Source organism: Pseudomonas khavaziana, from assembly GCF_019145205.1.
In the GTDB taxonomy this organism is placed as follows: domain Bacteria; phylum Pseudomonadota; class Gammaproteobacteria; order Pseudomonadales; family Pseudomonadaceae; genus Aquipseudomonas; species Aquipseudomonas khavaziana.
In genome coordinates this window covers 389,532-413,840 of record NZ_JAHSTT010000003.1, presented here as the reverse complement: position 1 = coordinate 413,840, position 24,309 = coordinate 389,532, and the positions used below count along the sequence as shown (strand labels likewise).

The following is a 24,309-nucleotide window of genomic DNA, read 5'->3' as shown; positions in this document are numbered from 1 at the left end:
CGCATCGGGGGGCAAGCCCCCTCCCACATTTGGACCTCAAGCGTGCTCTTAAACCAGGCCCGCCAAAACATCCGTCTCTTTAGGCAAACGCTGATCAATCACTTGATACAACGCACTTCCCTGCGGCCAATTGCGCATAAACCGCGCACGATCCTTGGCATACGCCGCAGCGAAGCTGGCGATGGAGCTGTGCTGACACATCGCGTCCAGGTCGATCATCGCCCAGCAGCCGTCGTTCCAAAACAGGTTATGCCCCTTGAAGTCGCCGTGGCTGATACGCTCGCGAATCAACTCTGCGAATAGATGCTCCAGCGCCATCAGCTCGCTTTCAGGCGCATCACCTTGCTCAACATACGGCGCGAAGCGCTCGATGATGTCCGGCCCAGGCAGGAACTCCGTGATCAGGTAAGCACGGCTGCGCAACCATAAAAAGCGCTTCTCCAATACCGCCAGCGGCTTGGGCGTGGCGATACCGAGGAACGCCAGGCGGTTGCCTTCGCGCCAGGAATGCCAGGCGCGGCTCGGCCGCCAAAAGCGCCTGAGCCAGTGGGCAAAGCCCTTGATGTTGTAGCGCTTGATCACCAGCGGCCGACCGGCCACCTCGACCTTGCCCACGCTGGCCGCGCCGCCGGTCTTGTACAGGTGGCCCTGATCAAGCAACGCATCCGCCTGCTCCAGCACCGGCAGCATGGCCGCCTCTTCTTCGCGTCGGATCGCACGCAGGGCAAAGGCGCCACGTACCACGCTGAACAGCGTGCACTCGCGACCGGTCTTGTCGAGGAAATCTTTCAAGCGCCAGGCGCTGACTTTGCGTACCTGCTTTTCCAGGGCTTCCAGCGGCAAGGCATGCTCGCCATTGCCGAGCAGGTAATACACCAGCAATTCTTCGGTAAAGGGCTCGAGGCTTTTCGGCAACTGGGCAAAAAACACCCCGAGGTTTTCCAGCACTCGATTGCGCGACAGCGGCTTGCCCGGCTCCTCGACACGAATACCGGCGCCATCGATCAAATACAACTTGCCATCCTGGCGCAGCAGATTGTCCAGGTGCAGGTCTTCCTGCCACAGGCCTTTGGCGTGCATCTGGGCAATCGCACCCAGCGCTTCGGCGAGCACGGCGGTTTGTTCGTCCGCAAGCGGCGGCAGGCTCTCGACGGCGAGCCAGGCGTCGGCCAGGCTTTGGGCGCCCTCGATAAACTCAAACAGCAGCCAGCCGCCCTCGCCATCCTGCAAGCCATCGGCCAGCAACAGCGGCGTGGTCAGGCCCTGCTCGGCCAACAAACGCACGCCCTTGAGCTCGCGCTGAAAATGCCGCGCCGCCTTGCTGCCTACCAGTAGCTTGGCCAACACCGGGCGACCGCGCCAAACAGCCGCGCCCACGTAGCGCTGCCCCGGCAACACCCGCAATAGGCTCAGCAGTTGCAACTGCCCTGGGCCTGCGGCATCTGCCAAGTCGATAGTCAACGGCAGGCTGGGGGAACGGCCAATCTTTTTCAGCTCGGATAAACGCATCAGCGGTTCTCCTTGTGGCTACGGCGTGCAGTCAAGCGTTGAAGCCAAGTGGATACCAAGGCACTGTCCTCGGGCTGTTCAAGGTACGCTGCCAACAGTTGGCGCACTTGCGCATCGGACCATTGCGGCGCACGGCGCAGCAGCGGTTCCAGGTCCTTGACCCGGTCCCGCCAGCCGAACAACAGCGGGCGGGTTTTCTCCAGGTCGATCAACTGCGCGGCGTAACCCTGCGCGGTGGCCTGCAGGAAAATATGCTTGGGGTAAAAACAGCCGTGCACCTGACCAACACCGTGCAGGTGCCGCGCCAGCTTGCCGCACGCCAGCAGGATTGCGCGCTGCTGGATATCGCTCAGTTGCGGCCATTGTTCCAGCAACGAATCCAGGTCGTTCCAACCATCCAGGGCGCGGGTAAGCAACATCGCCCGGCGTTCGCCTGCGACCTTGCGCTCGCCGAAGAAAGCCGCCTGCAACGCCGGGATTCCCAGCTTCCGATACAGGCTGATGTTACGAAACTCACGGGCAAAACTGGGTTCGCCCAACGGCCGGTGCAAGGTGCGGGTCAGGTAGTTGCTCTGGCGCTTGAGGTAGTAACCCTGACCCTCAAGTTCCAGGCGATACACGCTGCTCCAGCCGCCTTGGCTGGTATTGGGCTCGTCCACCGCGTCCAGTTGCTTGGCCCACAGGGCATCGAATGTCGCCAGCCCGTTGCGCTCAAGCAAAGCGCGGTCTTCGGCCGCCAGGAAGTCACTCATTCGCGCCCCTCGAAAAACTTCACCACGTGGCGAATCCGCTGTTTGTCCGACGCCGTCAGGTGCGAGCGTTGGCGATATTGCAGGTAGAAGCGCAGGCGCTGGGTGGCCGACAAGTGATACTTGGCGACTTTGTCCAGGCAGGCCAGGTCCTTGGTGATGCGGTACTTGAGCCAGAAACCGCGCCAGAAATCGCCGTTGGGGCAGTCGATCAGGTATAGGGTGCGCTGGTCGTCCACCAGCAGGTTGCGCCACTTCAAGTCGTTATGGGTGAAACGGTGGTCGTGCATGGTCCGCGTGTACTCAGCGAGCTGACGGCTGATGCCATCGACCCAGCGGGGGTCCTTCAGGCGTTCGTCATTACGCTCGGCCAGCACCGACAGGTCTTCGGTCCTGGGCAATTCACGAGTGATCATGGCGCCGCGGTTGTAGGCCAGGCCCTTGCGATCCAGGCCCCAGGCAACTACGTCGGCCGTAGGGATGCCCCATTTGGCAAAACGCTTGAGGTTCTGCCATTCGGATTTGACCCGCGGCCGGCCCAAATAGCGGCGTAAGCCTTTACCGGCGCCCACATAGCGCTTGACGTAATAATTGACCCCACCCCGCTCCACCCGGATCACTTCCGACAGCGGGTCGCGGGTCAGCCGCTCGCCTTGCAGGGCGAAGACCGCTTCCAGGCTCCCGAAGTCATCCGCCAGGGCGGCGTAGGCAGGCTCCAGGTTCCAACCCGCCATCAGAGCGCATCCCCGTATCGTTGCTTGCGCGCATAGAGCTTCGCGGCCATGCGTTCCAATTCGGCCAACAGCGCGGTTTGCTCGGCCAGGATCTGGCGCAGCGGCTGTTGGAAGTAAGCCTTGAGAAAGCGCAGTTTGTCGCGCTGGGTCAAGCCGATCTCCAGGGCGGAGTAATACAGGCCGGCCAGGTCTTTGTTGCGCCAACGCATGGGTATCGTCGCACGCACCTGGGCGCGGTGCAGGTCGATCACCGACAGCTTGAGGTTGTCGACGCTGATGGGCTGGTCGGTGTGCAACAGAAAATGGCAGAGGTAGCAATCGCGATGATTGACCCCGCCGCGGTGCATTGCGCCGACCGTACGTGCCAGTTCAAGGGTCAAGGCATGCTTGATGGCTGGCACGGGCGGTTGCTTGACCCAGTCGAGGGTCAAGTCTTCCAGACTGATAATCGGGGTCAGTTCCCGGGTGACGATAAACGAATGCTGGTCCGCCGGGTTACTGCCTTTTTCGCCAAACGCCACGGCGGTCATGGTCGGCACGCCGAGTTCCTGCAAGCGCTGGATCGCCAGCCACTCCTGGCCCGCGCCCAATACCGGCAACTTGGCCGTAACCAGGTTCTTAAGGATTTCGCCCCAGCCGATGCCACGGTGGATCTTCACAAAATAAGGCTGGCCTTCGACCACCGTACGCAACGTACGGCGAGCGGCCAGCTCGCGGAACACCTGGCCTTCCAGCTTCTCGACCTCGGCGAACGCATCGCGCCCGGCCCAAAGAGTCTTGAAGGGTTCGGCTAGAATCAACTTCATCGGTTTGGCTCCGCCAGAATCAGGTCCGCAGCGTACTGCGGCATGCTATAGAGGTCGGCCGTCTCGGCGAAGGCCAGACCATTGCGACTCCAGGTCGCGCGTGCGTGTGGATCGTCGAGCATATCCACCAGGTACTGGTTGAGCTGGGCTTGCTCGAACGGCTCGTCCAACACCCGACCGCTCTGGGCCTTGTCGATGTAGAACGCGTAGCCACACACCCGGCTCACCAGTACCGGGAGGCCGGCGACCACCGCTTCGACCAGCACCATGCCGGCCGCCTCGTTATAAGCAGGGTGGATCAGCAGGTCTGCACCCAGCAGAAAGCGCGGGATATCACTGCGGCCCTTGAAGAACTGCACCTGATCACCCAGGCCCAATGCGGCACTCTGCAATTGGAATACCTTGGGGTCGTCCTGGCCGATTACAAACAGCCGGGTGCGTTTCTTCAGCTTCGAAGGCAATGCGGCCAAGGCCTTAAGGCTGCGGTCGACGCCCTTGGTCTTGAAGCCCGAACCGATCTGCACCAGCAACAGATCATCCTCGGCCAGGCCAAATTCACCGCGAAACTCGGCGCGGATTTCGGCGGCGTTCGGCGGGGCGCGTCGGTCGCGGGCGATGCCGGGCGGCAGCAGATGGAAACGCTCGGCCTGGGTTCCGTAATACTGGGTGAAGAGCTGCTGCTGATGCTCGGACAACACCATGATCCGGGTCTTGGCGTTTTTGTCGAACACCGCACGCTCGTATTCGGCGAAGTGCCTGTAGCGCCCGAACCAGCGGTACATGGGGTTGCGCAGGTTTTGTGCCTTGTCCTCGAACACCCCGTCGGCGGCGAAGTACACATCCAGCCCGGGCATTTTGTTGAATCCCACCACGCGGTCCACCGGGCGCTTGGCCAGGTCAGCCTGGATCCAGGCATACAGTTTTTCGTTGCGACGGTGGTTGACCAGCGCCTTGACCGGTGCCACCAGCACCTCAAAACCTGGCGGGATATCACCCTCCCAGATCAAGGTGTACACACGAATCTGGTGGCCGCGCTGCTGGCACTCCAGGGCGATGCGCATGAAGTCGCGCTGCAGGCCGCCGAAGGGGAAATACTTGTACAGAACAAAAGCCAGTTGCATCAGTGCTGCTCCTCAGCCAGTAACAACGTGCTCAGCCGGCTTGCTACACGCTCAGGATTCAAGCGTGTGAAACACAGGGGCGACTCACGCTGGATGTCGAACCGACGCAGGTCGTCGGCCGTTGGTTGATAGGTGCAGTTTTTTTGCAGGCATGGCGCACACGGCCAATCGCTGGCCAGGTGAACCTGGCCCTTGCCATAGGCACCGGTCAGGCCGGGGTTGGTGGGACCGAACAGGGAAATGGTCGGCACATCCAGTGCAGCGGCCAGGTGGCCGAGCCCGGTGTCCACGGCCACACAGGCCCGGGCGCTGGCCAATACACTGGCCACACCCGCCAGGTTGAGCTTGGGCAACACTTCGGCGTTGGGCAGCCCTTGGGCCAGGCGCTCGGCCCGGGCCTTTTCGGCGGCGTTGCCCCAGGGCAGCTTCACGTCCACCCCCAGGCGGCCCATGCGTTCGGCCAGCTCGCGCCAATAGGCTTCGGGCCAGTGCTTGGTGTCCCAGGTGGTGCCGTGCAACAGCAATACAAAAGGTTTCTTTGGCGGCAGCCCCAGCAGCTTCTCGGTGCTCAGGCCATAGTCGCCCAGGCCTTTGGGCAGATCGTAGCCCAAGGCCACTGCGAACAACTGGCGCAGGCGCTCTACCGCGTGTTGCCCACGGGCCACGGCCAGGCGCCGCGAGTAGAAGTGTGCCGCGATCGGTTCGCGGGCCGAGTGCTTGTCAAACCCGGCCACGGGTGCCCGCACATAACGGGTCAGCCAGGCGCTTTTCAACAGGCCCTGGGCGTCGATCACCAAGTCATATTTGGTCGACTGCACACGCTGCTTGAAGCGCCGCCACTCGCCGCTCTTGAAGGTTTGCCAGAGATTCTTGCGCCAGCGGCGGATCGCTACCGGGATCACCTGGTCCACCGCCGGGTGCCAGGCAGGGATTTCGGCAAAGCCTTCTTCCACCACCCAATCAAAGCGAATGCCGGGGATCGCCCGCGCTGCATCGGTCAATGCTGGCAAGGCGTGGATCACATCGCCCAGGGATGAGGTCTTGACTACCAGTACCCGCAACTCAGCGAACCTCGACCACGTCGCCCTGCAACCGCTGCAAGGCATCGGTTACCGGCTGCGGCAATAATTGGCGCAGGCAATTGTAGTGGCCGAAACGGCAGGTACGGTCAAAGCAGGGGCTGCAATCCAGGCCCAGGCGCACCACTTCGACCTTGTCGGCCAGGGGTGGGGTAAACCCTGGGGAGGTAGAGCCGTACACCGCCACCAGCGGGCGGTTCAGCGCTGCCGCGACATGCATCAGGCCGGAGTCGTTGGACACCACCGAGTCAGCGCAGGACAGCAAGTCGATGGCCTCGGCCAGGGATGTGTCGCCACTGAGGTTCGTCGCTTCCTCCCGCAGGCCCGGGATCAGGCGCTGGCGAATATCTTCACCGACCGAATGATCGTTCTTCGAACCGAACAGCCACACCTGCCAGCCTTCGCGGATCTTGGTCTCGGCAACCTTGGCGTAATGCTCCGACGGCCAGCGCTTGGACTCGCCAAACTCGGCGCCTGGGCACAAGGCCAATACCGGCCGATCAAGGGTGAGGCCGAACTTGGCCAGTGCCGCGTCGCGGGTCACCGGGTCGATCTGCAAGCTGGGGCGCGGGTACGGCTTGGGCAATTGCGCGCCAGGCTCGTAGGCCAGGGCCATGAAACGCTCAATCATCAGCGGGTAGCGGGCTTTATCCAGCGTGCGCACGTCATTGAGCAGCACATAGCGAAACTCGCCGCGCCAGCCGGTGCGCTTGGGGATGCCGGCGAAATACGGCACCAGCGCCGACTTGAGCGAGTTGGGCAACAGGATCGCCTGGTCGTACTGGCCGGCCATGGACTTGCCGATGCGCCGACGGGTCGCCAGTTCCAGGGCGCCGTGGCCGAGCGGAAAGCTCAAGGCCTTGCGCACTTCGGGCATGCGCTCGAGGATCGGCCGGCTCCACTCAGGGGCGAGCACGTCGATCTGGCAGTCTGGATAGCGCTGCCGCAGGCACTGGAACAGTGTCTGTGCCATCACCATGTCACCGACCCAACTGGGCCCAACGATCAGAATATTCATGTAGTTTCCACAAACGATGCGGGGAGGCTTATGCCTCCCCGCCCTAATAGTGTTTCAGCTCAAGCCCAGCGCCTGCCAGATTCGCATTACCTGTCGCCGCTCATCGGCGAACTGGTCTCCGGCGACCGTGCCGGCCTCGTTCTGCAAAGCCTGGCGGTGCGCGGCTGAGCGGTAGGCCTTGTACACCTCACGCAGCAAATGGGCATCGGCGGCGGGCATCAGCCCGACCTGCTCCAGGCCCTCCAGAATGCGGATATTATCGGTGTAGCGCAGCAACGACGGATGGTGCGCAGACCACGCCAAAGCCGCGTATTGCACCATAAATTCAATATCGACGATACCTCCGGCGTCCTGCTTGAGATCGAACACCGCCGTAGCCTCGAAGGCATTGGCGCCCCTGCCGGCCGTCGTGGCCCGGGTGCCGAGGTTATCGCGCATCTTGGCACGCATTTCACTGACCTCCTGGCGCAGCTTGGCCAAGTCCCGCTCACGCCCCAACACTTCAGCGCGTACCTGCTCGAATGCCTGGCCCACATCCTGGCTGCCGACCAGCACCCGCGCGCGTATCAGGGCCTGATGCTCCCAGGTCCAGGCTTCATTTTGCTGATAGCGGTCGAATGCGCCCAGGGAACTCACCAGCAGGCCGGATGCGCCGGAAGGTCGCAGGCGCATGTCCACTTCATAGAGCTGGCCCGAGTTGGTCTGGGTGGTCAGCAGGTGAATGATCCGCTGACCCAGGCGCGTAAAGAACTGCGCGCCGTCAATCGGCTTGGCGCCATCGGTCTCGGCCTGGGGGTCACCATCGTGGATAAACACCAGGTCCAGGTCCGAACCATGTCCCAGTTCGATACCGCCGACTTTCCCATACCCGACAATGATGAACCCAGGATCGCACAGCGTACCGTCCAGGCGCTGCGGCGCGCCGTGGCGGGCGACAGTCTGGCGCCAGGCCAGGGCCAGCACTTGCTCAAGAATCGCCTCGGCCAGCCAGGTGAGATAGTCGCTGACTTTCATCAACGGCAGGCTGCCGGCGATTTCCGAGGCGGCCACCCGCAGGCGGTGCGCCAGCTTGAAATGCCGCAGGGCTTCCATCTGCTGCTCAAGGTCATCTTCGGGAATGCGCGTAAGGCGTTCGCGCAACTCGGCGGCCAGTTCCGGCGCCAGCGGCGGCTTGAACAGGCGGCCTTCGTTGAGCAACTCATCCAGCAACAACGGGAAACGGGTGATCTGCTCGGCGATCCACGGGCTGGCGGCGCACAGGGTCAGCAGGCGACGCAGGGCGTCGGGGTTTTCCGTGAGCAGCACCAGATATGCCGAACGCCGGGCGACGGCTTCCACCAGCGGCAACACACGCTCAAGCACCAGATCCGGGTTGGCGTGCTCGACGGCCTGGGCCAGCAGGCGCGGGATAAACGCGTCCAAGCGTTCACGCCCCAAGCGCTGCATGGCACGCAATTGCGGGCTACCGCGCAGGCCAGCCAAGGCCTTGAGCGCCATAGGGGCGTCGGTGAAACCGCCTTCGGCCAGTTGGCGGCACGCAGCGTCTTCATCCTGGGATTCCTCCCACAGTGGCAACCACTCGCCACCGACGACCAGTTCGCTTTCTTCGCCTTCCTCTTCATCCGGGTCGGCAATCACTTGGCGGAAGTGCCAGTCCACACGACCACGCCAGTACATCAGGCGCTCGTGGAACGCGCCCCAATCCCTGAAACCCAGCATAAAGGCGATACGCGCCTGGTCATCGGGGCTATCGGGAAGCATTTGCGTCTGGCGATCGGCGATCGCCTGGATCGCGTGTTCGGTATAGCGCAGGAATTCGTAGCCATTGCGCAACTCGGTGATCACCGCCGGCGGCAGGTAACCCTGGCCTTCCAGGGTGCCCAGCACTTTCAGCAACGGACGCTGTTGCAGGCTGAGGTCGCGGCCACCGTGGATCAACTGGAACGCCTGGGCGATAAACTCCACCTCGCGGATGCCGCCTGCACCCAGCTTGATATTGTCGGCCATGCCCTTGCGCCGCACTTCCTGCTGAATCAACTGCTTCATGGTGCGCAGCGCTTCGATGGCGGAGAAATCCAGGTAGCGGCGGTAGACGAACGGCCGCAGCATATCCAGCAACTGCGCGCCCGCCACCTGATCGCCAGCCACCACCCGCGCCTTGATCATCGCGTAGCGTTCCCAGTCCCGGCCCTGATCCTGATAGTACTGCTCCAGCGCGTTGAAGCTGAGCACCAAGGCGCCGGACGAGCCGTAGGGACGCAGGCGCATGTCGACCCGGAAGACGAAGCCGTCGACGGTCATCGGGTCGAGGGCCTTGATCAATTTCTGACCAAGGCGGATGAAAAACTCCTGATTATCCAGGGAGCGCTTCACACCCACCGTTTCTCCGCCTTCAGGGTAGGCAAAGATCAGGTCGATATCCGAGGACAGGTTCAATTCCACCGCACCGAGTTTGCCCATGCCGAGGATAACCATGTGCTGGGCTTCACCACTGCGTCGCCCGGTGGGCGTGCCGAACTGGGCGCAATGGCGCTGGTACAACCATTGGTAGGCCTGGTCGATGCTGGCGTCGGCCATGTCAGAGAGATCGCGACAGGTTTGCACCAGGTCGGCCTGACGCGTCAGGTCGCGCCAGATGATGCGCACTTGCTGGCGCGTGCGCTGGCGGCGCAATACCCGGCCCAACTCATCTTCTGTTTCGGCTTGTTGCACTGCTCCGGCAATCTGGCTGCACAGCTCACCGGGCGCAAAGCCGCGGTCCAGCTCACCCCAGGCCACCAATTCGAGCAACATCAAAGGGTCACGAACACTCTGTTCAATGACGAAATCACTGGCTGCGCACACGCGGGCGAAGTCGGCCCACCGTTGCGGCGTCCACGCAGAAAGGCCATGATCGTCATCCAGCGCGGCCACTGCGTCACGAAATGACTGCTCGGCCCGGCTGGCGTAAGGCAGGAGAATGGCCGGCAGCTCGGCCAGCGTGGGAAGGCTCATGATCTATCCTTGATCGGCGCGTAAATGGCCTGCGGCTGTGAACGCAAGAACCACCCTCGGTGATGGACTGTCGAACAAAGGTTATAAATAGCTGAAATTAAATCAATCTTGGCACACAGCATTAAACTTTCACCTTTTCTTGTTCGCAAAAGATCAACAATAACGATTATGCTCACCAGCCAGACCGAGCCATACGCTCAGTCTTGTGTAGTTTTACTACTCGTATATACATTCGAAAGGCTGAAATGGCCGACGATTTGTAGTAAAACTACAGGACGCCGAAGCAACCTTCGGCCATCCAAGAATTTATGTCGTCTGCCCACAAGGCCAGTCGCAAACTTCAGGCAACCGATTCTGGTAGCCTTTCCGCCCTGGAGCAAGCCATGCAAGACCTCGATCCCGTCGAAACCCAGGAATGGCTGGACGCCCTGGAATCGGTTCTCGACAAAGAAGGCGAAGACCGTGCTCACTACCTGATGACCCGTATGGGCGAACTCGCGACCCGCAGCGGCTCGCAATTGCCTTACGCCATCACCACGCCATACCGCAACACCATCCCCGTTACCCACGAAGCACGCATGCCTGGCGACCTGTTCATGGAACGCCGCATTCGCTCGCTGGTACGTTGGAACGCCATGGCGATGGTAATGCGCACGAACTTGAAAGATTCTGACCTGGGCGGTCACATCTCCAGCTTCGCTTCCAGCGCAACCCTGTATGACATCGGCTTCAACTACTTCTTCCAGGCCCCGACCGACGAACACGGCGGCGACCTGATCTACTTCCAGGGCCACACCTCGCCAGGCGTCTACGCCCGTGCGTTCATGGAAGGTCGCATCAGCGAAGAACAAATGAACAACTTCCGCCAGGAAGTCGACGGTCAGGGCCTGTCGTCCTACCCGCACCCTTGGCTGATGCCTGATTTCTGGCAGTTCCCGACCGTTTCAATGGGTCTGGGCCCGATCCAGGCGATCTACCAGGCACGTTTCATGAAGTACCTGGAAGCCCGCGGCTTCATCCCCGAAGGCAAGCAGAAAGTCTGGTGCTTCCTGGGTGACGGCGAGTGCGACGAGCCGGAATCCCTGGGTGCCATCTCCCTGGCCGGCCGCGAGAAGCTCGACAACCTGATTTTTGTCATCAACTGCAACCTGCAGCGCCTCGACGGCCCGGTTCGCGGCAACGGCAAGATCATCCAGGAACTTGAAGGCGTGTTCCGTGGCGCCCACTGGAACGTGACCAAGGTCATCTGGGGCCGCTTCTGGGACCCACTGCTGGCCAAGGACGTCGACGGCATCCTGCAACGTCGCATGGACGAAGTCATCGACGGCGAATACCAGAACTACAAGGCTAAAGACGGTGCGTTCGTTCGCGAGCACTTCTTCAACACGCCTGAACTCAAGGCGATGGTTGCCGACCTGTCCGACGACGAGATCTGGAAGCTCAACCGTGGTGGCCACGACCCGTACAAGGTCTACGCGGCGTATCACCAGGCGGTCAACCATAAGGAACAGCCCACCGTCATCCTGGCCAAGACCATCAAGGGTTATGGCACCGGTGCCGGCGAAGCGAAGAACACCGCGCACAACACCAAGAAAGTCGATGTCGACAGCCTGAAGTTGTTCCGCGACCGCTTCGACATCCCGGTCAAGGACGAAGAGCTGGAGAACCTGCCGTTCTTCAAGCCTGAGCCAAACAGCGCCGAAGCCCGCTACCTGAGCGAGCGTCGCAGCGCATTGGGCGGTTTCGTGCCACAGCGCCGCGCCAACAGCTTCAGCGTACCGACACCGGACCTGAGCACCCTCAAGGCCATCCTTGACGGCTCGGGCGACCGTGAAATCTCCACCACCATGGCCTTCGTGCGCATCCTTGCGCAACTGGTCAAGGACAAGGAAATCGGCCCGCGCATCGTCCCGATCATCCCGGACGAAGCCCGTACCTTCGGCATGGAAGGCATGTTCCGCCAGTTGGGCATCTACTCTTCCGTCGGCCAGCTCTACGAGCCAGTCGATAAAGACCAGGTGATGTTCTACAAGGAAGACAAGAAGGGCCAGATCCTCGAAGAAGGCATCAACGAAGCGGGCGCCATGAGCTCCTTCATCGCTGCCGGTACTTCGTACTCCAGCCACAACCAGCCGATGCTGCCGTTCTACATCTTCTACTCGATGTTCGGCTTCCAGCGTATCGGCGACCTGGCCTGGGCAGCAGGCGACAGCCGTACCCGTGGTTTCCTGATCGGCGGTACCGCCGGCCGCACCACGCTGAACGGCGAAGGCCTGCAACACGAAGACGGTCACAGCCACATCCTGGCTGCCACCATCCCGAACTGCCGCACCTTTGATCCAACCTACGGCTACGAGCTGGCGGTGATCATCCAGGACGGCATGAAGAAGATGACCGAAGAGCAGCAGGACGTTTTCTACTACATCACCGTGATGAACGAGTCCTACCAGCAGCCTGCCATGCCGGCCGGCGTGGAAGAAGGCATCATCAAGGGCATGTACCTGCTCGAAGAAGACACCAAGGAAGCGGCGCACCACGTGCAACTGATGGGCTCCGGCACCATCCTGCGCGAAGTGCGTGAAGCGGCTAAGATCCTGCGTGACGAGTTCAACGTCGGCGCCGATGTGTGGAGCGTGACCAGCTTCAACGAACTGCGTCGCGACGGCCTTGCCGTAGAGCGCAGCAACCGCCTGCACCCTGGCCAGAAACCTGCAAAGAGCTACGTCGAAGAGTGCCTGGCCGGCCGTAAGGGTCCAGTCATTGCCTCTACCGACTACATGAAGCTGTTTGCTGAACAAATCCGCCAGTGGGTCCCGTCCAAGGAATTCAAAGTCCTGGGCACCGACGGTTTCGGCCGCAGTGACAGCCGCAAGAAGCTGCGTCACTTCTTCGAAGTCGACCGTCACTTCGTGGTGTTGGCAGCCCTGGAAGCCTTGGCTGACCGTGGTGAGATCGAACCCAAGGTGGTGGCTGACGCCATCGTCAAGTTCGGGATCAACCCGGAAAAACGCAACCCACTGGACTGCTGAGGAGACTTTTTGTGAGCGAACTCATTCGCGTACCTGACATCGGCAGCGGTGAAGGTGAAGTAATCGAGCTGTTTGTGAAGGTCGGCGACACCGTCGAAGCCGACCAGAGCATCCTGACCCTGGAATCGGACAAGGCGAGCATGGAAATCCCTGCTCCCAAGGCCGGCGTGGTCAAGAGCCTGAAAGTGAAGCTGGGCGACCGCCTGAAAGAAGGTGACGAACTGCTGGAGCTGGAAATCGAAGGTGCTGCTGATGCAGCCCCTGCGGCCGCGGCCCCTGCCGCCGCTGCTGCGCCAGCACCCGCTGAAAAGCCAGCCGAAGCACCTGCCGCTGCGGCTGCTGAACCCGCCGCCGCCACCGTCCAGGACATCCACGTCCCGGACATCGGTTCGTCGGGCAAGGCCAAGATCATCGAGCTGCTGGTCAAGGTCGGCGACACCGTCGAAGCTGACCAGTCGCTGATCACCCTGGAGTCCGACAAGGCCTCCATGGAAATCCCTTCGCCGGCTGCCGGCGTGGTGGAAAGCATCGCGGTCAAGCTGGAAGACGAAGTAGGCACTGGTGACTTCATCCTCAAGCTGAAAGTACAAGGTGCTGCGCCAGCCGCCGCACCAGCACCGGCTGCTGCTCCGGCTGCCAAGGCTGAAGCGGCACCTGCCGCTGCTGCCCCTGCACCTGCCGCAAAAGCCGAAGCTGCGCCAGCCCCTGCGGCTGCCGCACCTGCGCCAAGCGGTGCCAAGGTGCATGCCGGCCCTGCGGTGCGTCAACTGGCCCGTGAGTTCGGCGTTGAGCTCAATGCTGTGTCGGCCACTGGCCCTCACGGTCGCGTGCTGAAGGAAGACGTGCAGGTCTACGTCAAGGCCATGATGCAAAAAGCCAAGGAAGCGCCAGCTGCCGGTGGCGCTACCGGTGGTTCGGGCATTCCGCCGATCCGTACCGTGGACTTCAGCCGCTTCGGCGAAATCGAAGAAGTGCCGATGACCCGCCTGATGCAAATCGGCGCGGCCGGCCTGCACGCGAGCTGGCTGAACATCCCGCACGTGACCCAGTTCGACCAGGCCGACATCACCGACCTGGAAGCTTTCCGCGTTGCGCAGAAAGCCGTGGCCGAAAAGGCTGGCGTTAAACTGACCGTGCTGCCACTGCTGCTCAAGGCGTGCGCGCATCTGCTCAAGGAACTGCCGGACTTCAACGCCTCGCTGGCGCCAAGTGGCAAGGCGATCATCCGCAAGAAGTACGTGCACATCGGTTTCGCGGTCGACACCCCGGATGGCCTGCTGGTGCCGGTCATCAAGAACGTTGACCAGAAGAGCCTGCTGCAACTCGCTGGCGAAGCCGCTGCACTGGCTGCCAAGGCCCGCGACAAGAAGCTCACCCCGGACGACATGCAGGGCGCCTGCTTCACCATCTCCAGCCTCGGTCACATTGGCGGCACTGGCTTCACGCCAATCGTCAACGCGCCGGAAGTGGCGATTTTGGGTGTTTCCAAGGCCACCATTCAGCCTGTGTGGGACGGCAAAGCGTTCCAGCCGAAGCTGATGCTGCCACTGTCGCTGTCCTACGATCACCGTGTGATCAACGGCGCCGCGGCGGCACGCTTCACCCAGCGCCTGAGCCAGTTGCTGAACGACATCCGCACCATCCTGCTGTAAGCCGCAGGGCCTTCCTTTTACTGGGAAGGCCCTTGCCGCACCGATTTCCGAGCGCCACGCTCGTACCTCAACCCCGCCGCTTGGCGGGGCTTTTTTTTGCGCGCTCGGTGTACGCACAGGACAGGTTTGTACACCTTCTGTCATTTCGATTGCAGAAATCCTTCGCGCGGCCGATAACTGCCTTATAGCACTTAGCCTTCATCCTCTCTTGTCAGTGCGTGCCGCATGATGCAACCTTGCCGCAGGCGACAGTAAAGAGGGCGTGAGCCGGGCGCCACGCGCATTTTCCCAAGCGAGTTTCCCCATGAAAAGCCAACCCGATGTCGCCCGTATGGCGACCGAGGTAGTGACGCAATTACCGGTGCCTTCGCGCCTCGGTATGCTGCGTTTCGAGCGGCTTAATGAGGCAAGCTGGGCCCTGCTGTACCTCGATCCCAATTGCGAGCGCCAATTCGGCCTGCCAGCGGTGGAACTCTGTGCCCTGATCGGCACGCCCTACGCCAGCCTCATGGAGCCCCAGGCGCGCTATCAGCTGCACGACGCGATCCAGCAGCAGCTGACCCACAGCCCCCATTACCTGGTGCGCTACACCCTGCACACCCATGACGGCCCGATGAGCCTGCTGGAAATGGGCGAGGCCTACAAACAACACAACCGCCATCTGCTGCGCGGCTACCTGATGGTGGTCGACGGGCTGTTCAGCGATAACACCGCGCCCGCCCCGACCGCCGACCTGGAAAACCAGAACAGCCGCCTGCAGATCGCCCTGGAACTCAACCAGCGCGCCCAGCAAGAACAGCTGCAACACCTGGAGCGAGTACGCGCCCAGCAGGAGTTGATCCTGCTGCTGGCGCGCCAGCGCTACACCACGCCCAATTCGCTGCGCGAAGCCGCCGAGCTGATTACCCGCAGCGCCTGCGACATCTACCAGATCGATTGCGCCAGCATCTGGAACCTGGAGGGTCAGCGCCTGGTGCCGATCTCGGCGTACCACCGCGCCGACCAACAGTACCGCCTGCCCGACGCCATCGACGCCAGTGGTTTCCCGGATTACCTGGAAGCCCTGCACTCCAGCCGCGCCATTGATGCCACCCATGCCCTGCGCGACCCGCGCACCCGGGAAATGGCCGAAAGCCTGCGTGCCAAAGATATTCACGCAATGCTCGACGCCAGCATTCGGGTCGACGGCCAGGTGGTCGGCGTGCTGTGCCTGGAACAATGCGGCAGCTCACGGGCGTGGCAATCCGATGAGATCGCGTTTGCCGGCGAGTTGGCGGACCAGTTCGCCCAGGTCATCAACAACCATAACCGCCGCACCGCCACCAGCGCCCTGCATCTGTTCCAGCGTGCAGTGGAACAAAGCGCCAACGCCTTTCTGCTGGTCAACTGCGACGGCGTGGTGGAGTACGTCAACCCCAGTTTCACTGCGATCACCCAGTACAGCGCCGAAGAAGTCCACGGCCATCGCCTGGCCCAACTGCCGGCCCTGGAAAATCTCAGCGAATTGCTGTTCGACGCCCCCTCGGCCCTGGCCAAAAGCAACAGCTGGCAGGGTGAGTTCAAAAGCCGGCGCAAGAACCTGGAACCCTACTGGGGCCAGCTGTCGATTTCTAAGGTGTACGGCGACAACCGCGAGCTGACCCACTACATCGGCATCTACGAGGACATCACCCAGACCAAGCTGGCGCAACAGCGCATCGAACGCCTGGCCTACACCGACAACCTGACCAACCTGGGCAACCGACCGGCGTTTATCCGCAACCTCGACGAACGCTTTGCCCGCGACAGCGACAGCCCGATCAGCCTGCTGCTGGTGGACATCGACAACTTCAAGCGCATCAACGACAGCCTCGGCCACCAGACCGGCGACAAGTTGTTGATCAGCCTGGCCCGCCGCCTGCGTAACAGCTTGAGCAGCGGCGGCAGCCTGGCGCGCTTTGCCAGTAACGAGTTTGCGGTACTGTTGGACGACGCCGACCTAGAGACCGGACAACAGGTCGCCTGCCAATTGCTGGCCACCCTCGACAAACCGATGTTCGTCGACAACCAACTGATCAGCGTCACCGGCTCCGTAGGACTGGCCTGCGCGCCACTGCATGGTCGTGACTTACAGACCCTGATGCGCAACGCCGGGCTGGCCCTGCACAAGGCCAAGGCCAACGGCAAGCACCAGGTGCAGGTATTTACCGAAGCCTTGAACGCCGAGGCCAGCTACAAGCTGTTCGTGGAAAACAACCTGCGCCGCGCCCTGACCCAGAACGAACTGGACGTGTTCTACCAGCCCAAGCTGTGCCTGCGCAGCGGCCGTTTGCTAGGCATGGAAGCGCTGCTGCGCTGGAATCACCCGGAAAAGGGCATGATCCGCCCCGACCAGTTCATCAGCGTGGCCGAAGAGACTGGGCTGATCATCCCTATCGGCAAATGGATAGCCCGCCAGGCCTGTCGCATGAGTCGACAGTTGAGCGCCGCAGGCATGGGCAATCTGCAGGTGGCGATCAATCTGTCGCCCAAGCAGTTTTCCGACCCGGACCTGGTAGCCTCGATCGCCACGATCCTCAAGGAAGAACAACTGCCGGCCAATCTGCTGGAGCTGGAGCTGACCGAAGGTTTACTGCTGGAGGCCACCGAAGACACGCGCCTGCAACTGGACCAGCTCAAGAGCTTCGGCCTGACCCTGGCCATGGATGACTTCGGCACCGGTTACTCGTCGTTGAGCTACTTGAAAAAATTCCCCATCGACATCATTAAGATTGATCGTAGCTTTATCCACGAAATCCCGGACAACCAGGACGACATGGAAATCACCTCGGCGGTGATCGCCATGGCCCACAACCTCAAGCTCAAGGTGGTGGCTGAAGGCATCGAGACTGCCGAGCAATTGGCGTTCCTGCGCCGGCATCGCTGCGATGTCGGCCAGGGCTACCTGTTCGACCGGCCGATCCCCGGTACAGAGCTGCTGGAAAAGCTCAAACGCTATCCACGTGGCCCAATCGCCTGACAGCGCTGTAACACTCGGGCACACTGGCTGTCTGACAATTTACTGCTACTCAACCTGACGAGAGGACTGATCATGGTCTTGCGCTCGGAAATTCTGGTGAACAAAAACGTGCTGCCTACTCAAGAACAAGCTCTGCCTGGCCGTGAAACCCCGATGGCGCTGCCAGAGACCCACTTCGTCAACGGCAACCCGCTGCTGGGCCCGTTCATTGATGACGTCGGCTTTGCGATCTTCGGCCTGGGGTGTTTCTGGGGCGCGGAACGTAAATTCTGGGAGCGCGACGGCGTGGTCAGCACGGTGGTCGGCTATGCCGGCGGCTTTACGCCGAACCCGACCTACGAAGAAGTCTGCTCAGGCCTGACCGGCCACAGCGAAGTGGTGCTGGTGGTGTATGACCAGGCCAAGGTCAAGTATGAAGACCTGTTGAAGATGTTCTGGGAACTGCATAACCCTACCCAGGGCATGCGCCAAGGCAATGACATTGGCAGCCAGTACCGTTCGGTGATCTATGCAACCACGCCTGAACAGCTGGCGGCAGCCAAAGCCAGTGCCGAGGCTTATCAAGCTGAATTGACCAAAGCCGGCGTGGGTACTATTACCACTGAAATCGACGAAGCACCGACGGTGTACTTCGCTGAAGCGTACCACCAGCAGTACCTGGCGAAGAACCCGCAGGGCTACTGCGGGATCGGCGGCACCGGCGTGACCTGCCCGATCTGACGCCGATCTCTGTAGGAGCGAGCTTGCTCGCGAAAAACCTGAGAGCGCCGCAGGGCGTCAGGTTTCCCGCGTTATCGTTAACGATTTTCGCGAGCAGGCTCGCTCCTACAGTTGATTATTCGGCGATGAGCCAATCCATCTGCCACCCACCCTGGGTCTGGCCAAGCTTCTTGGACAGCCACGGCAGCAACTCACGTAACTCCTCTTCCAGGCCCCACGGCGGGTTGGCAATCGCTAGGCCCGAGCCGGTCAGGGTGCTGGGGGTGTCCAGGGGATGCACCAGCAGCTCCACACGCAGCAACTTCGGCGCACCGGTGCCGGCCAGGTCCTGGTAGAAGCGGCGCAACATGCGCTGGTCCTTCACCGGGTACCAGATCGCCGCGACCGTCTGGCGCATACGGCCAACCGCTTCCTTGAGGGACGCCGCGCAACGCTGCATTTCATCGAGCTGTTCAAAGGGCGGGTCGATCAGCATCAGCGCGCGTTTTTCCGGCACCGGCAGCAAGGCCCGTGGCACGTGCCAGCCTTCGCCCAGGTGCACTTTGACGCGGCGATCACCCTTCATATTGTCCTTGAGCAGCACGCCGTCTTCCGGGTGCTTTTCGTTGAGCATCACGCGGTCCTGAGGCCGCGTGAGGCGTCGGGCCAGCTCCGGCGAGCCCGGGTAGTAGCGCAACTGGCCGTCCGGGTTCATCTCGTGCAGCACGCGCATGTAGTCAGCGGTGAGCGGCGGCAGGTCGCTGGCACCCCACAGGCGGGCGATGCCTTCAAGGTATTCACCGGTGCGGTTAGCCTGGTCGCCCTGCAGGTCATACAGGCCAATGCCGGCGTGGGTATCGAGGTAGGCGAACGGCTGCTCCTTGCGCGACATCAGGGCGATGAGTCGGGTCAAGGTCAGGTGTTTGAAGACATCGGCGTGGTTGCCGGCGTGAAAGGCGTGACGATAATTCATGGTTGCTCCTGCGCAGGGGGCGAAGTTTACCTTCAACCGGCGCAAAGGTGCAGGGCCGCAAGGCGGGCGGTACGGATGACACGCTATAGCCGTCCGCTCAACTCAATTGCACGGCGATGTAATCCGCCAATGCAGCAGGGCTGATATCCGGCCCGCGTGCGAAGTAGGCGACCTTGTGCTGCAAGGTGGCTGGTGTAAACGCGGTATACAGGTCAGGGCACTGCTCCTGGAGCCATTGCAGCAGGTTGTCGACCAGTACCTGCGGTGACTGCTGCGCCAGGTGCGCCAGTAATGGCGCCGGCACTTGCCACCAGGGGCTGGCCCTGGCCGGCGCGACCGGGCGCGACGTCACTGACAGCGGCTGGCCGTTGATCAGATAACGCTGGAACACCGGTAACACATACCCGGCCTTGTCACCCAAGTGCTGCAAGATCGGCAGAAACTGCGCGCCGTCCCAGAAGCGCAAAAATACCGGCTGGTTTTCGGGCAGGTACACCTGGGTCAAGCCCTTCAGATGCTCGATCACAACGTCCAACGGGCAGGACGCGACTGCCAGCCAGCCCCAATCCAACGCCTGGGAGGCGACGACCCAATCGAGGAAGGCACTGCCCGGTTCGACGACAGCCACGTAAGGCATCACATCCTTCCAAGCGGCGTAGGCAGTGCCCGCCCAGACCGGTTGTGGTGGCTTCCCGACCGCAATGGCTTGCCAGGCGGCAAACGGCTGGGCATCGCTGGCACTGCCCAGCACGGCGTACATCCGTTCATCCGGTTGCAGTGGGTACTTCGCCAGCCAGGCGCTGGGCGTCAAAGGCGCTGCCATCAGGGCAAACTCCGTGCATGAGCGCTGATATCGCATTGCCCGTTCTTGCAGCGTTCACACTCTTCGCAAAACGGCGCGCTGCGTTTCAGGCTGGCCACTTGCACGCGGCTTAACGGTACCGGAATAACTGCCAGCAACGTCTCCTTCAACCCAGGCACCAATGGCGCCACCGCTGGGGCAGGCGACCCGCCGAGCTGAATCGGCGCACTGCTGAAAATCCCGGCAGCCGACAGCGTGATCGACTGCCCTCCTGCTTGAATGGTCATGCTGGCACCCGCGTCAATGACGATGCTTTGCCCAGCCCCCAGCTGAATGGTCTGCCCGGCACGCATATGCTGAGAACCACCGACCACCAGATGATCATCCTGCTTGAGTTCAGTCAGGCGATTGCCATGGGTGATGCGCTGCTCTTCGCCCTGCAACTCATGGCACGACTCACCGCCCACCCGCACACGACGCTGGTTATCGACCCGTACCTGCTGGTCATTCAGCACATGCTGGGTCCAGTCGCGCTGGGCGCGCAGGTAGATCTCCTCGGCGCCCTTGCGGTCTTCGATACGTAATTCGTTGTAGCCTTCACCCCCCGGGCTGCTCTGGCTACGCCATATGCTACGGGTTTTGTCCGCCGGTAGGTCGAGAGGCATCGGCGTGGCAGCATTTGGCAAACAGCCCACCACCAGTGGCATATCCAGGTCGCCATTGACGAAGCCCACCAGCACTTCCATGCCGACCCTGGGGATCAGCACCGCACCATAGCGGTCATGGGCCCAGCCGCTGGCGACCCGCAACCAGCAACTGGAATGCTCGTCGTGCTCACCTACGCGGTCCCAGGCCAGTTGCACCTTGACCCGACCGTATTCATCGCAATGGATTTCACTGCCCACCGGGCCAGTGACCACGGCGCTTTGATAACCCGGTACGCTCGGGCGCGGCTGCTCAGCCAAGGGCGGGCGAAAGACTGCATCCCAGGGTGCGGCGGCAAATGTATTGCGATACCCCTGGCGAAATTCTCCCCCAGCCACCTCGGTGACCGCTTCCTCCAGTACCTGGGGCTGCTTGCCTTCGTGGGTCACTTGCGTGACCAGCCACAAGTCGTTCCAGCCCTCGCACGGGTGGTCCCGCAGTTGCAGAAACCGACCGCTGGCCAAGGCCGGCTCGTCACCTTGGCCATAGGCAACCCGATAGTCACTACGGTGCCGCTCCAAGCCACGCTGGGCGAGATACTTCCCATGGGCCCGGTCGGAAAAATGGCCGGGGAACTGCTGCATTTCAAGCGTTGGGGGCTGTTCGTCGCCGGCCGTGCTTTCCAGCTCAAGACGTGGTTTGCGAAAATCATAATCGCGCAGATTGACCGCCGTGGTACGGGTTGCCAACTGCAGCGTAAAGCGCTTGATCGCGGGGGTATCGGCAACCATTCCCGAGCCGGGTCGGTAAGGTGTGGGCTGTTGCGCCTGGGCAAACACGGTCTGGTCATCGCCAAACACCAGCAGGTGCCCTTCGCAAGCATGTTGGAAGTGATAGTGAATGCCCAGTTCGGCACACAGGCGCTGGATGAACGCCAGGTCAGTCTCACCGAACTGCACGCAGAACTCGCGTTCAGGGTAATGGCCGCTGAGCCGGAACTCGAAGCGATCACTTTGAATACCTTGCCCAATCAACACCTGCGCAACAATCTGCGGCACCGTCTTATGTTGAAAAATACGTTGCTGGCCGCTGTGCGCCAGGTACGCCAAGTGGGGCACCAGGCTGAGCTGGTAACGCGTCAGGCGTCGTCCGGAATCGCCCTGGGCGACCCGATAAACCAAGCCGTGAACACCATGGCCCTGCTCATTGAACCCCAAGTACGCCTGGCGATGCAGCAAGCCCTCCAAGTCAAGATCCGGTTGCTCGCTGACCAGCTCAAGCTCAAACCGGTACGGCTGGCTGATGGCCTCCGTGCCGCTGAACTTGAACACCTTTAAGTCGCTGGGCACACCCTCAAGGGCCAGGGTAAATGCACTTTGATTGGCAGGAGCGAACATCCGGTGTTTCTCTGCGAAGGGTGGGCGGCCGATTCTGCACCAGCTTGTCGCCAGCCAGGACTCATCGCAGGCAAATCAGTAAGGTCCTACCCTTGGCTTCATTCAGCAGCAGCCGAGGGCTCGCACAAAAAAAGGCCCGGCATCCTCGGGACGCGGGCCTTTTTCACTCGCTCAACAGGCGTTAAACGCCCAAGGAATTACTTGTTGAGGTTGTAGTCTTTCTCCGCAGCATCAAAGCGCTCGACCATACCCGCAGTCGGTGCGCCCATTTTGCTCACGAAGTAGATCGCCAGGCTGGCGAAGATGAAGCCTGGGATGATTTCGTACAGGCCCAGCAGCTCGAAGTGCTTCCACACGATCACGGTAATCGCGCCGACGAGGATGCCCGCCAGTGCGCCGTTACGGGTCATGTGTTTCCAGATAACCGAGATCAGCACCACCGGGCCGAACGCCGCGCCGAAGCCGGCCCAGGCGTAGCTGACCAGGCCCAGTACGCGGTTTTCCGGGTTGGCGGCCATGGCGATGGCGATCAAGGCCACCACCAGCACCATGATGCGACCGACCCATACCAGCTCAAGCTGGGAGGCGCCTTTACGCAGGAACGCCTTGTAGAAGTCTTCGGTCAGGGCGCTGGAGCACACCAGCAACTGGCAGCTCAGAGTGCTCATGACAGCCGCGAGGATGGCCGACAGCAGGACACCGGCAACCCATGGGTTGAACAGGATCTTGGCCAGCTCGATAAACACTCGCTCAGGGTTTTCAGTTACCGGGCCTGCCACTTCCGGATGCGCCGAGAAGTAGGCGATACCGAAGAAACCCACTGCCACGGTGCCGCCCAGGCACAGGATCATCCAGGTCATGGAGATGCGACGCGCCTTGGCGATCGACTTCACCGAATCCGCCGCCATGAAACGCGCGAGAATGTGCGGCTGGCCGAAGTAACCCAGGCCCCAGCCCATCAGCGAGATGATGCCGATGAAGGTGGTGTTTTTCAGCATGTCGAAGTTGGTCGGGTCCTTGGCTTCGATGGCCAGGAAGGTGGTGTCGACACCGCCAGTTGCCAGCAGCACGATGATTGGCGTCAGGATCAGCGCAAAAATCATCAGCGTGGCTTGTACGGTGTCGGTCCAGCTGACCGCCAGGAAACCACCGATAAAGGTGTAGGCAATGGTCGCCGCAGCACCGGCCCACAGCGCAGTCTCATAGGACATGCCGAAGGTGCTTTCGAACAGGCGGGCACCGGCGACGATGCCGGAAGCGCAGTAGATGGTGAAGAACACCAGGATCACCACGGCGGAGATGATCCGCAGCAGGCCGCTTTTATCTTCGAAGCGGCTGGAGAAGTAATCCGGCAGGGTCAGCGCGTCGCCGTTGTGTTCGGTCTGCACCCGCAGGCGGCCGGCCACGAACAACCAGTTGAGGTAGGCACCGACGATCAGGCCGATGGCAATCCAGCTTTCCGACAGACCGGACATGTAGATCGCGCCCGGCAAGCCCATCAACAACCAGCCGCTCATGTCGGAAGCACCGGCTGACAAGGCTGTCACCACGCTACCGAGGCTGCGACCGCCGAGGATGTAATCGGAAAGGTTGTTGGTGGAGCGATAGGCCATCAGGCCGATCAGCACCATTGCTGCGATGTAGATCACGAACGTGATCAGGGTTGGATTGCTAACGCTCATAGGAGTGACGCCCTGGCTTTGTTTTTATGTAGCGACGGTCAGTCGGACGACCATCGGTCAGTAACCGGATAGACGAGCCTGCGTGCCGCGCATTTATGACTGGCGTTTCCCCAGGAAAGCCGCCAGCCGATGAACCACCCCTAGAGATGGTTGCACCTTGGTGCGCGAATGCTATTCAACAAAGCAAATAAGGTGCAACCAGTTTCTTTCGAATAAGTTGCACCCAAGTGTGTTTCTGGACAAACGCCCTGTTTTTGCTCCTTTTCGGAGCAAGAACAGCCGATCTCAGAAGCAAAAGCACCAAGACAAAGCCGATTCCGCCGTTGCCTCATTTTTTTCCGATCAACCGTCGAAAATTTCCTGAACAAAAGGGTTGCACCCGGTTGCACCTGCGCATGGGCAAAGCTAATCTTGCCGCCAGC

General features: G+C 61.5%; 16 protein-coding genes and 1 pseudogene. 4 read left to right on the top strand and 13 right to left on the bottom strand.

The window, feature by feature from the left end; all coding sequences use genetic code 11:
- Window positions 1–48 precede the first annotated feature (48 nt).
- From KVH01_RS09885 to glnE, 8 genes are read right to left on the bottom strand one after another with little or no spacing between them, the layout of a single operon-like run.
- A complete protein-coding gene (locus KVH01_RS09885; protein ID WP_217881301.1) occupies window positions 49–1,509 on the bottom strand; it encodes a lipopolysaccharide kinase InaA family protein in 1,461 nt (486 codons plus the stop codon).
- Entirely contained in the window at window positions 1,509–2,261 is a 753-nt protein-coding gene (locus KVH01_RS09880) for a lipopolysaccharide kinase InaA family protein (RefSeq protein ID WP_217881300.1), read from the bottom strand. The genes KVH01_RS09885 and KVH01_RS09880 overlap by 1 nt, the downstream gene beginning before the upstream one ends.
- Window positions 2,258–2,992, bottom strand: a complete 735-nt coding sequence (locus KVH01_RS09875; RefSeq protein ID WP_043050741.1) for a lipopolysaccharide kinase InaA family protein — start codon at window positions 2,990–2,992, stop codon at window positions 2,258–2,260. Before KVH01_RS09875 ends, KVH01_RS09880 begins: the two co-directional genes overlap by 4 nt.
- Window positions 2,992–3,798, bottom strand: coding sequence for a lipopolysaccharide core heptose(I) kinase RfaP (rfaP, locus tag KVH01_RS09870; RefSeq protein ID WP_043050740.1), 807 nt, complete (start codon window positions 3,796–3,798; stop codon window positions 2,992–2,994). The genes KVH01_RS09875 and rfaP overlap by 1 nt, the downstream gene beginning before the upstream one ends.
- On the bottom strand, window positions 3,795–4,919 hold the full coding sequence (locus tag KVH01_RS09865; protein ID WP_043050739.1) for a glycosyltransferase family 4 protein: 1,125 nt from the start codon (window positions 4,917–4,919) through the stop codon (window positions 3,795–3,797). Before KVH01_RS09865 ends, rfaP begins: the two co-directional genes overlap by 4 nt.
- Window positions 4,919–5,980 (bottom strand): lipopolysaccharide heptosyltransferase I, encoded by a 1,062-nt coding sequence (waaC, locus tag KVH01_RS09860; RefSeq protein ID WP_217881299.1) that lies wholly within the window; start codon window positions 5,978–5,980, stop codon window positions 4,919–4,921. Before waaC ends, KVH01_RS09865 begins: the two co-directional genes overlap by 1 nt.
- Window position 5,981: 1 nt before the next feature.
- On the bottom strand, window positions 5,982–7,016 hold the full coding sequence (gene waaF, locus KVH01_RS09855) for a lipopolysaccharide heptosyltransferase II (RefSeq protein WP_043050737.1): 1,035 nt from the start codon (window positions 7,014–7,016) through the stop codon (window positions 5,982–5,984).
- A gap of 54 nt (window positions 7,017–7,070) precedes the next feature.
- Window positions 7,071–10,010: a bifunctional [glutamate--ammonia ligase]-adenylyl-L-tyrosine phosphorylase/[glutamate--ammonia-ligase] adenylyltransferase gene (gene glnE / locus KVH01_RS09850; protein ID WP_217881298.1), complete on the bottom strand. Its 2,940-nt coding sequence runs from the start codon at window positions 10,008–10,010 to the stop codon at window positions 7,071–7,073.
- 383 nt (window positions 10,011–10,393) lie between these two features.
- Here glnE and aceE point away from each other — a divergent pair, with 383 nt between their 5' ends.
- From aceE to msrA, 4 genes are all read left to right on the top strand, one after another.
- Window positions 10,394–13,039, top strand: coding sequence for a pyruvate dehydrogenase (acetyl-transferring), homodimeric type (gene aceE / locus KVH01_RS09845; RefSeq protein WP_043050735.1), 2,646 nt, complete (start codon window positions 10,394–10,396; stop codon window positions 13,037–13,039).
- A gap of 11 nt (window positions 13,040–13,050) precedes the next feature.
- Entirely contained in the window at window positions 13,051–14,691 is a 1,641-nt protein-coding gene (gene aceF / locus KVH01_RS09840; protein WP_043050734.1) for a dihydrolipoyllysine-residue acetyltransferase, read from the top strand.
- Between the two features lie 304 nt (window positions 14,692–14,995).
- Window positions 14,996–17,689 carry a putative bifunctional diguanylate cyclase/phosphodiesterase gene (locus KVH01_RS09835; RefSeq protein WP_217881297.1) on the top strand — a complete coding sequence of 898 codons (2,694 nt, stop codon included), beginning with the start codon at window positions 14,996–14,998 and terminating at the stop codon, window positions 17,687–17,689.
- Between the two features lie 72 nt (window positions 17,690–17,761).
- The gene (gene msrA / locus KVH01_RS09830; protein WP_043050732.1) at window positions 17,762–18,409 is read left to right on the top strand and encodes a peptide-methionine (S)-S-oxide reductase MsrA; all 648 of its coding nucleotides are present in this window, start codon (window positions 17,762–17,764) and stop codon (window positions 18,407–18,409) included.
- Here msrA and KVH01_RS29785 read toward each other — a convergent pair.
- The 5 genes and pseudogenes from KVH01_RS29785 to putP all read right to left on the bottom strand — a co-directional run.
- Window positions 18,399–18,506: pseudogene (locus KVH01_RS29785) on the bottom strand (outer membrane lipoprotein carrier protein LolA); the annotation flags it as partial. The gene msrA and the pseudogene KVH01_RS29785 sit on opposite strands and share 11 nt — an antisense overlap.
- An 18-nt stretch (window positions 18,507–18,524) precedes the next feature.
- The gene (locus tag KVH01_RS09825) at window positions 18,525–19,361 is read right to left on the bottom strand and encodes a 23S rRNA (adenine(2030)-N(6))-methyltransferase RlmJ (RefSeq protein ID WP_217881296.1); all 837 of its coding nucleotides are present in this window, start codon (window positions 19,359–19,361) and stop codon (window positions 18,525–18,527) included.
- Between the two features lie 97 nt (window positions 19,362–19,458).
- Window positions 19,459–20,184 carry a DUF4123 domain-containing protein gene (locus tag KVH01_RS09820; RefSeq protein ID WP_217881295.1) on the bottom strand — a complete coding sequence of 242 codons (726 nt, stop codon included), beginning with the start codon at window positions 20,182–20,184 and terminating at the stop codon, window positions 19,459–19,461.
- Window positions 20,184–22,205 (bottom strand): type VI secretion system Vgr family protein, encoded by a 2,022-nt coding sequence (locus KVH01_RS09815; protein ID WP_217881294.1) that lies wholly within the window; start codon window positions 22,203–22,205, stop codon window positions 20,184–20,186. The genes KVH01_RS09820 and KVH01_RS09815 overlap by 1 nt, the downstream gene beginning before the upstream one ends.
- A gap of 197 nt (window positions 22,206–22,402) precedes the next feature.
- The gene (gene putP, locus KVH01_RS09810) at window positions 22,403–23,887 is read right to left on the bottom strand and encodes a sodium/proline symporter PutP (protein WP_043050728.1); all 1,485 of its coding nucleotides are present in this window, start codon (window positions 23,885–23,887) and stop codon (window positions 22,403–22,405) included.
- Window positions 23,888–24,309: the final 422 nt, after the last annotated feature.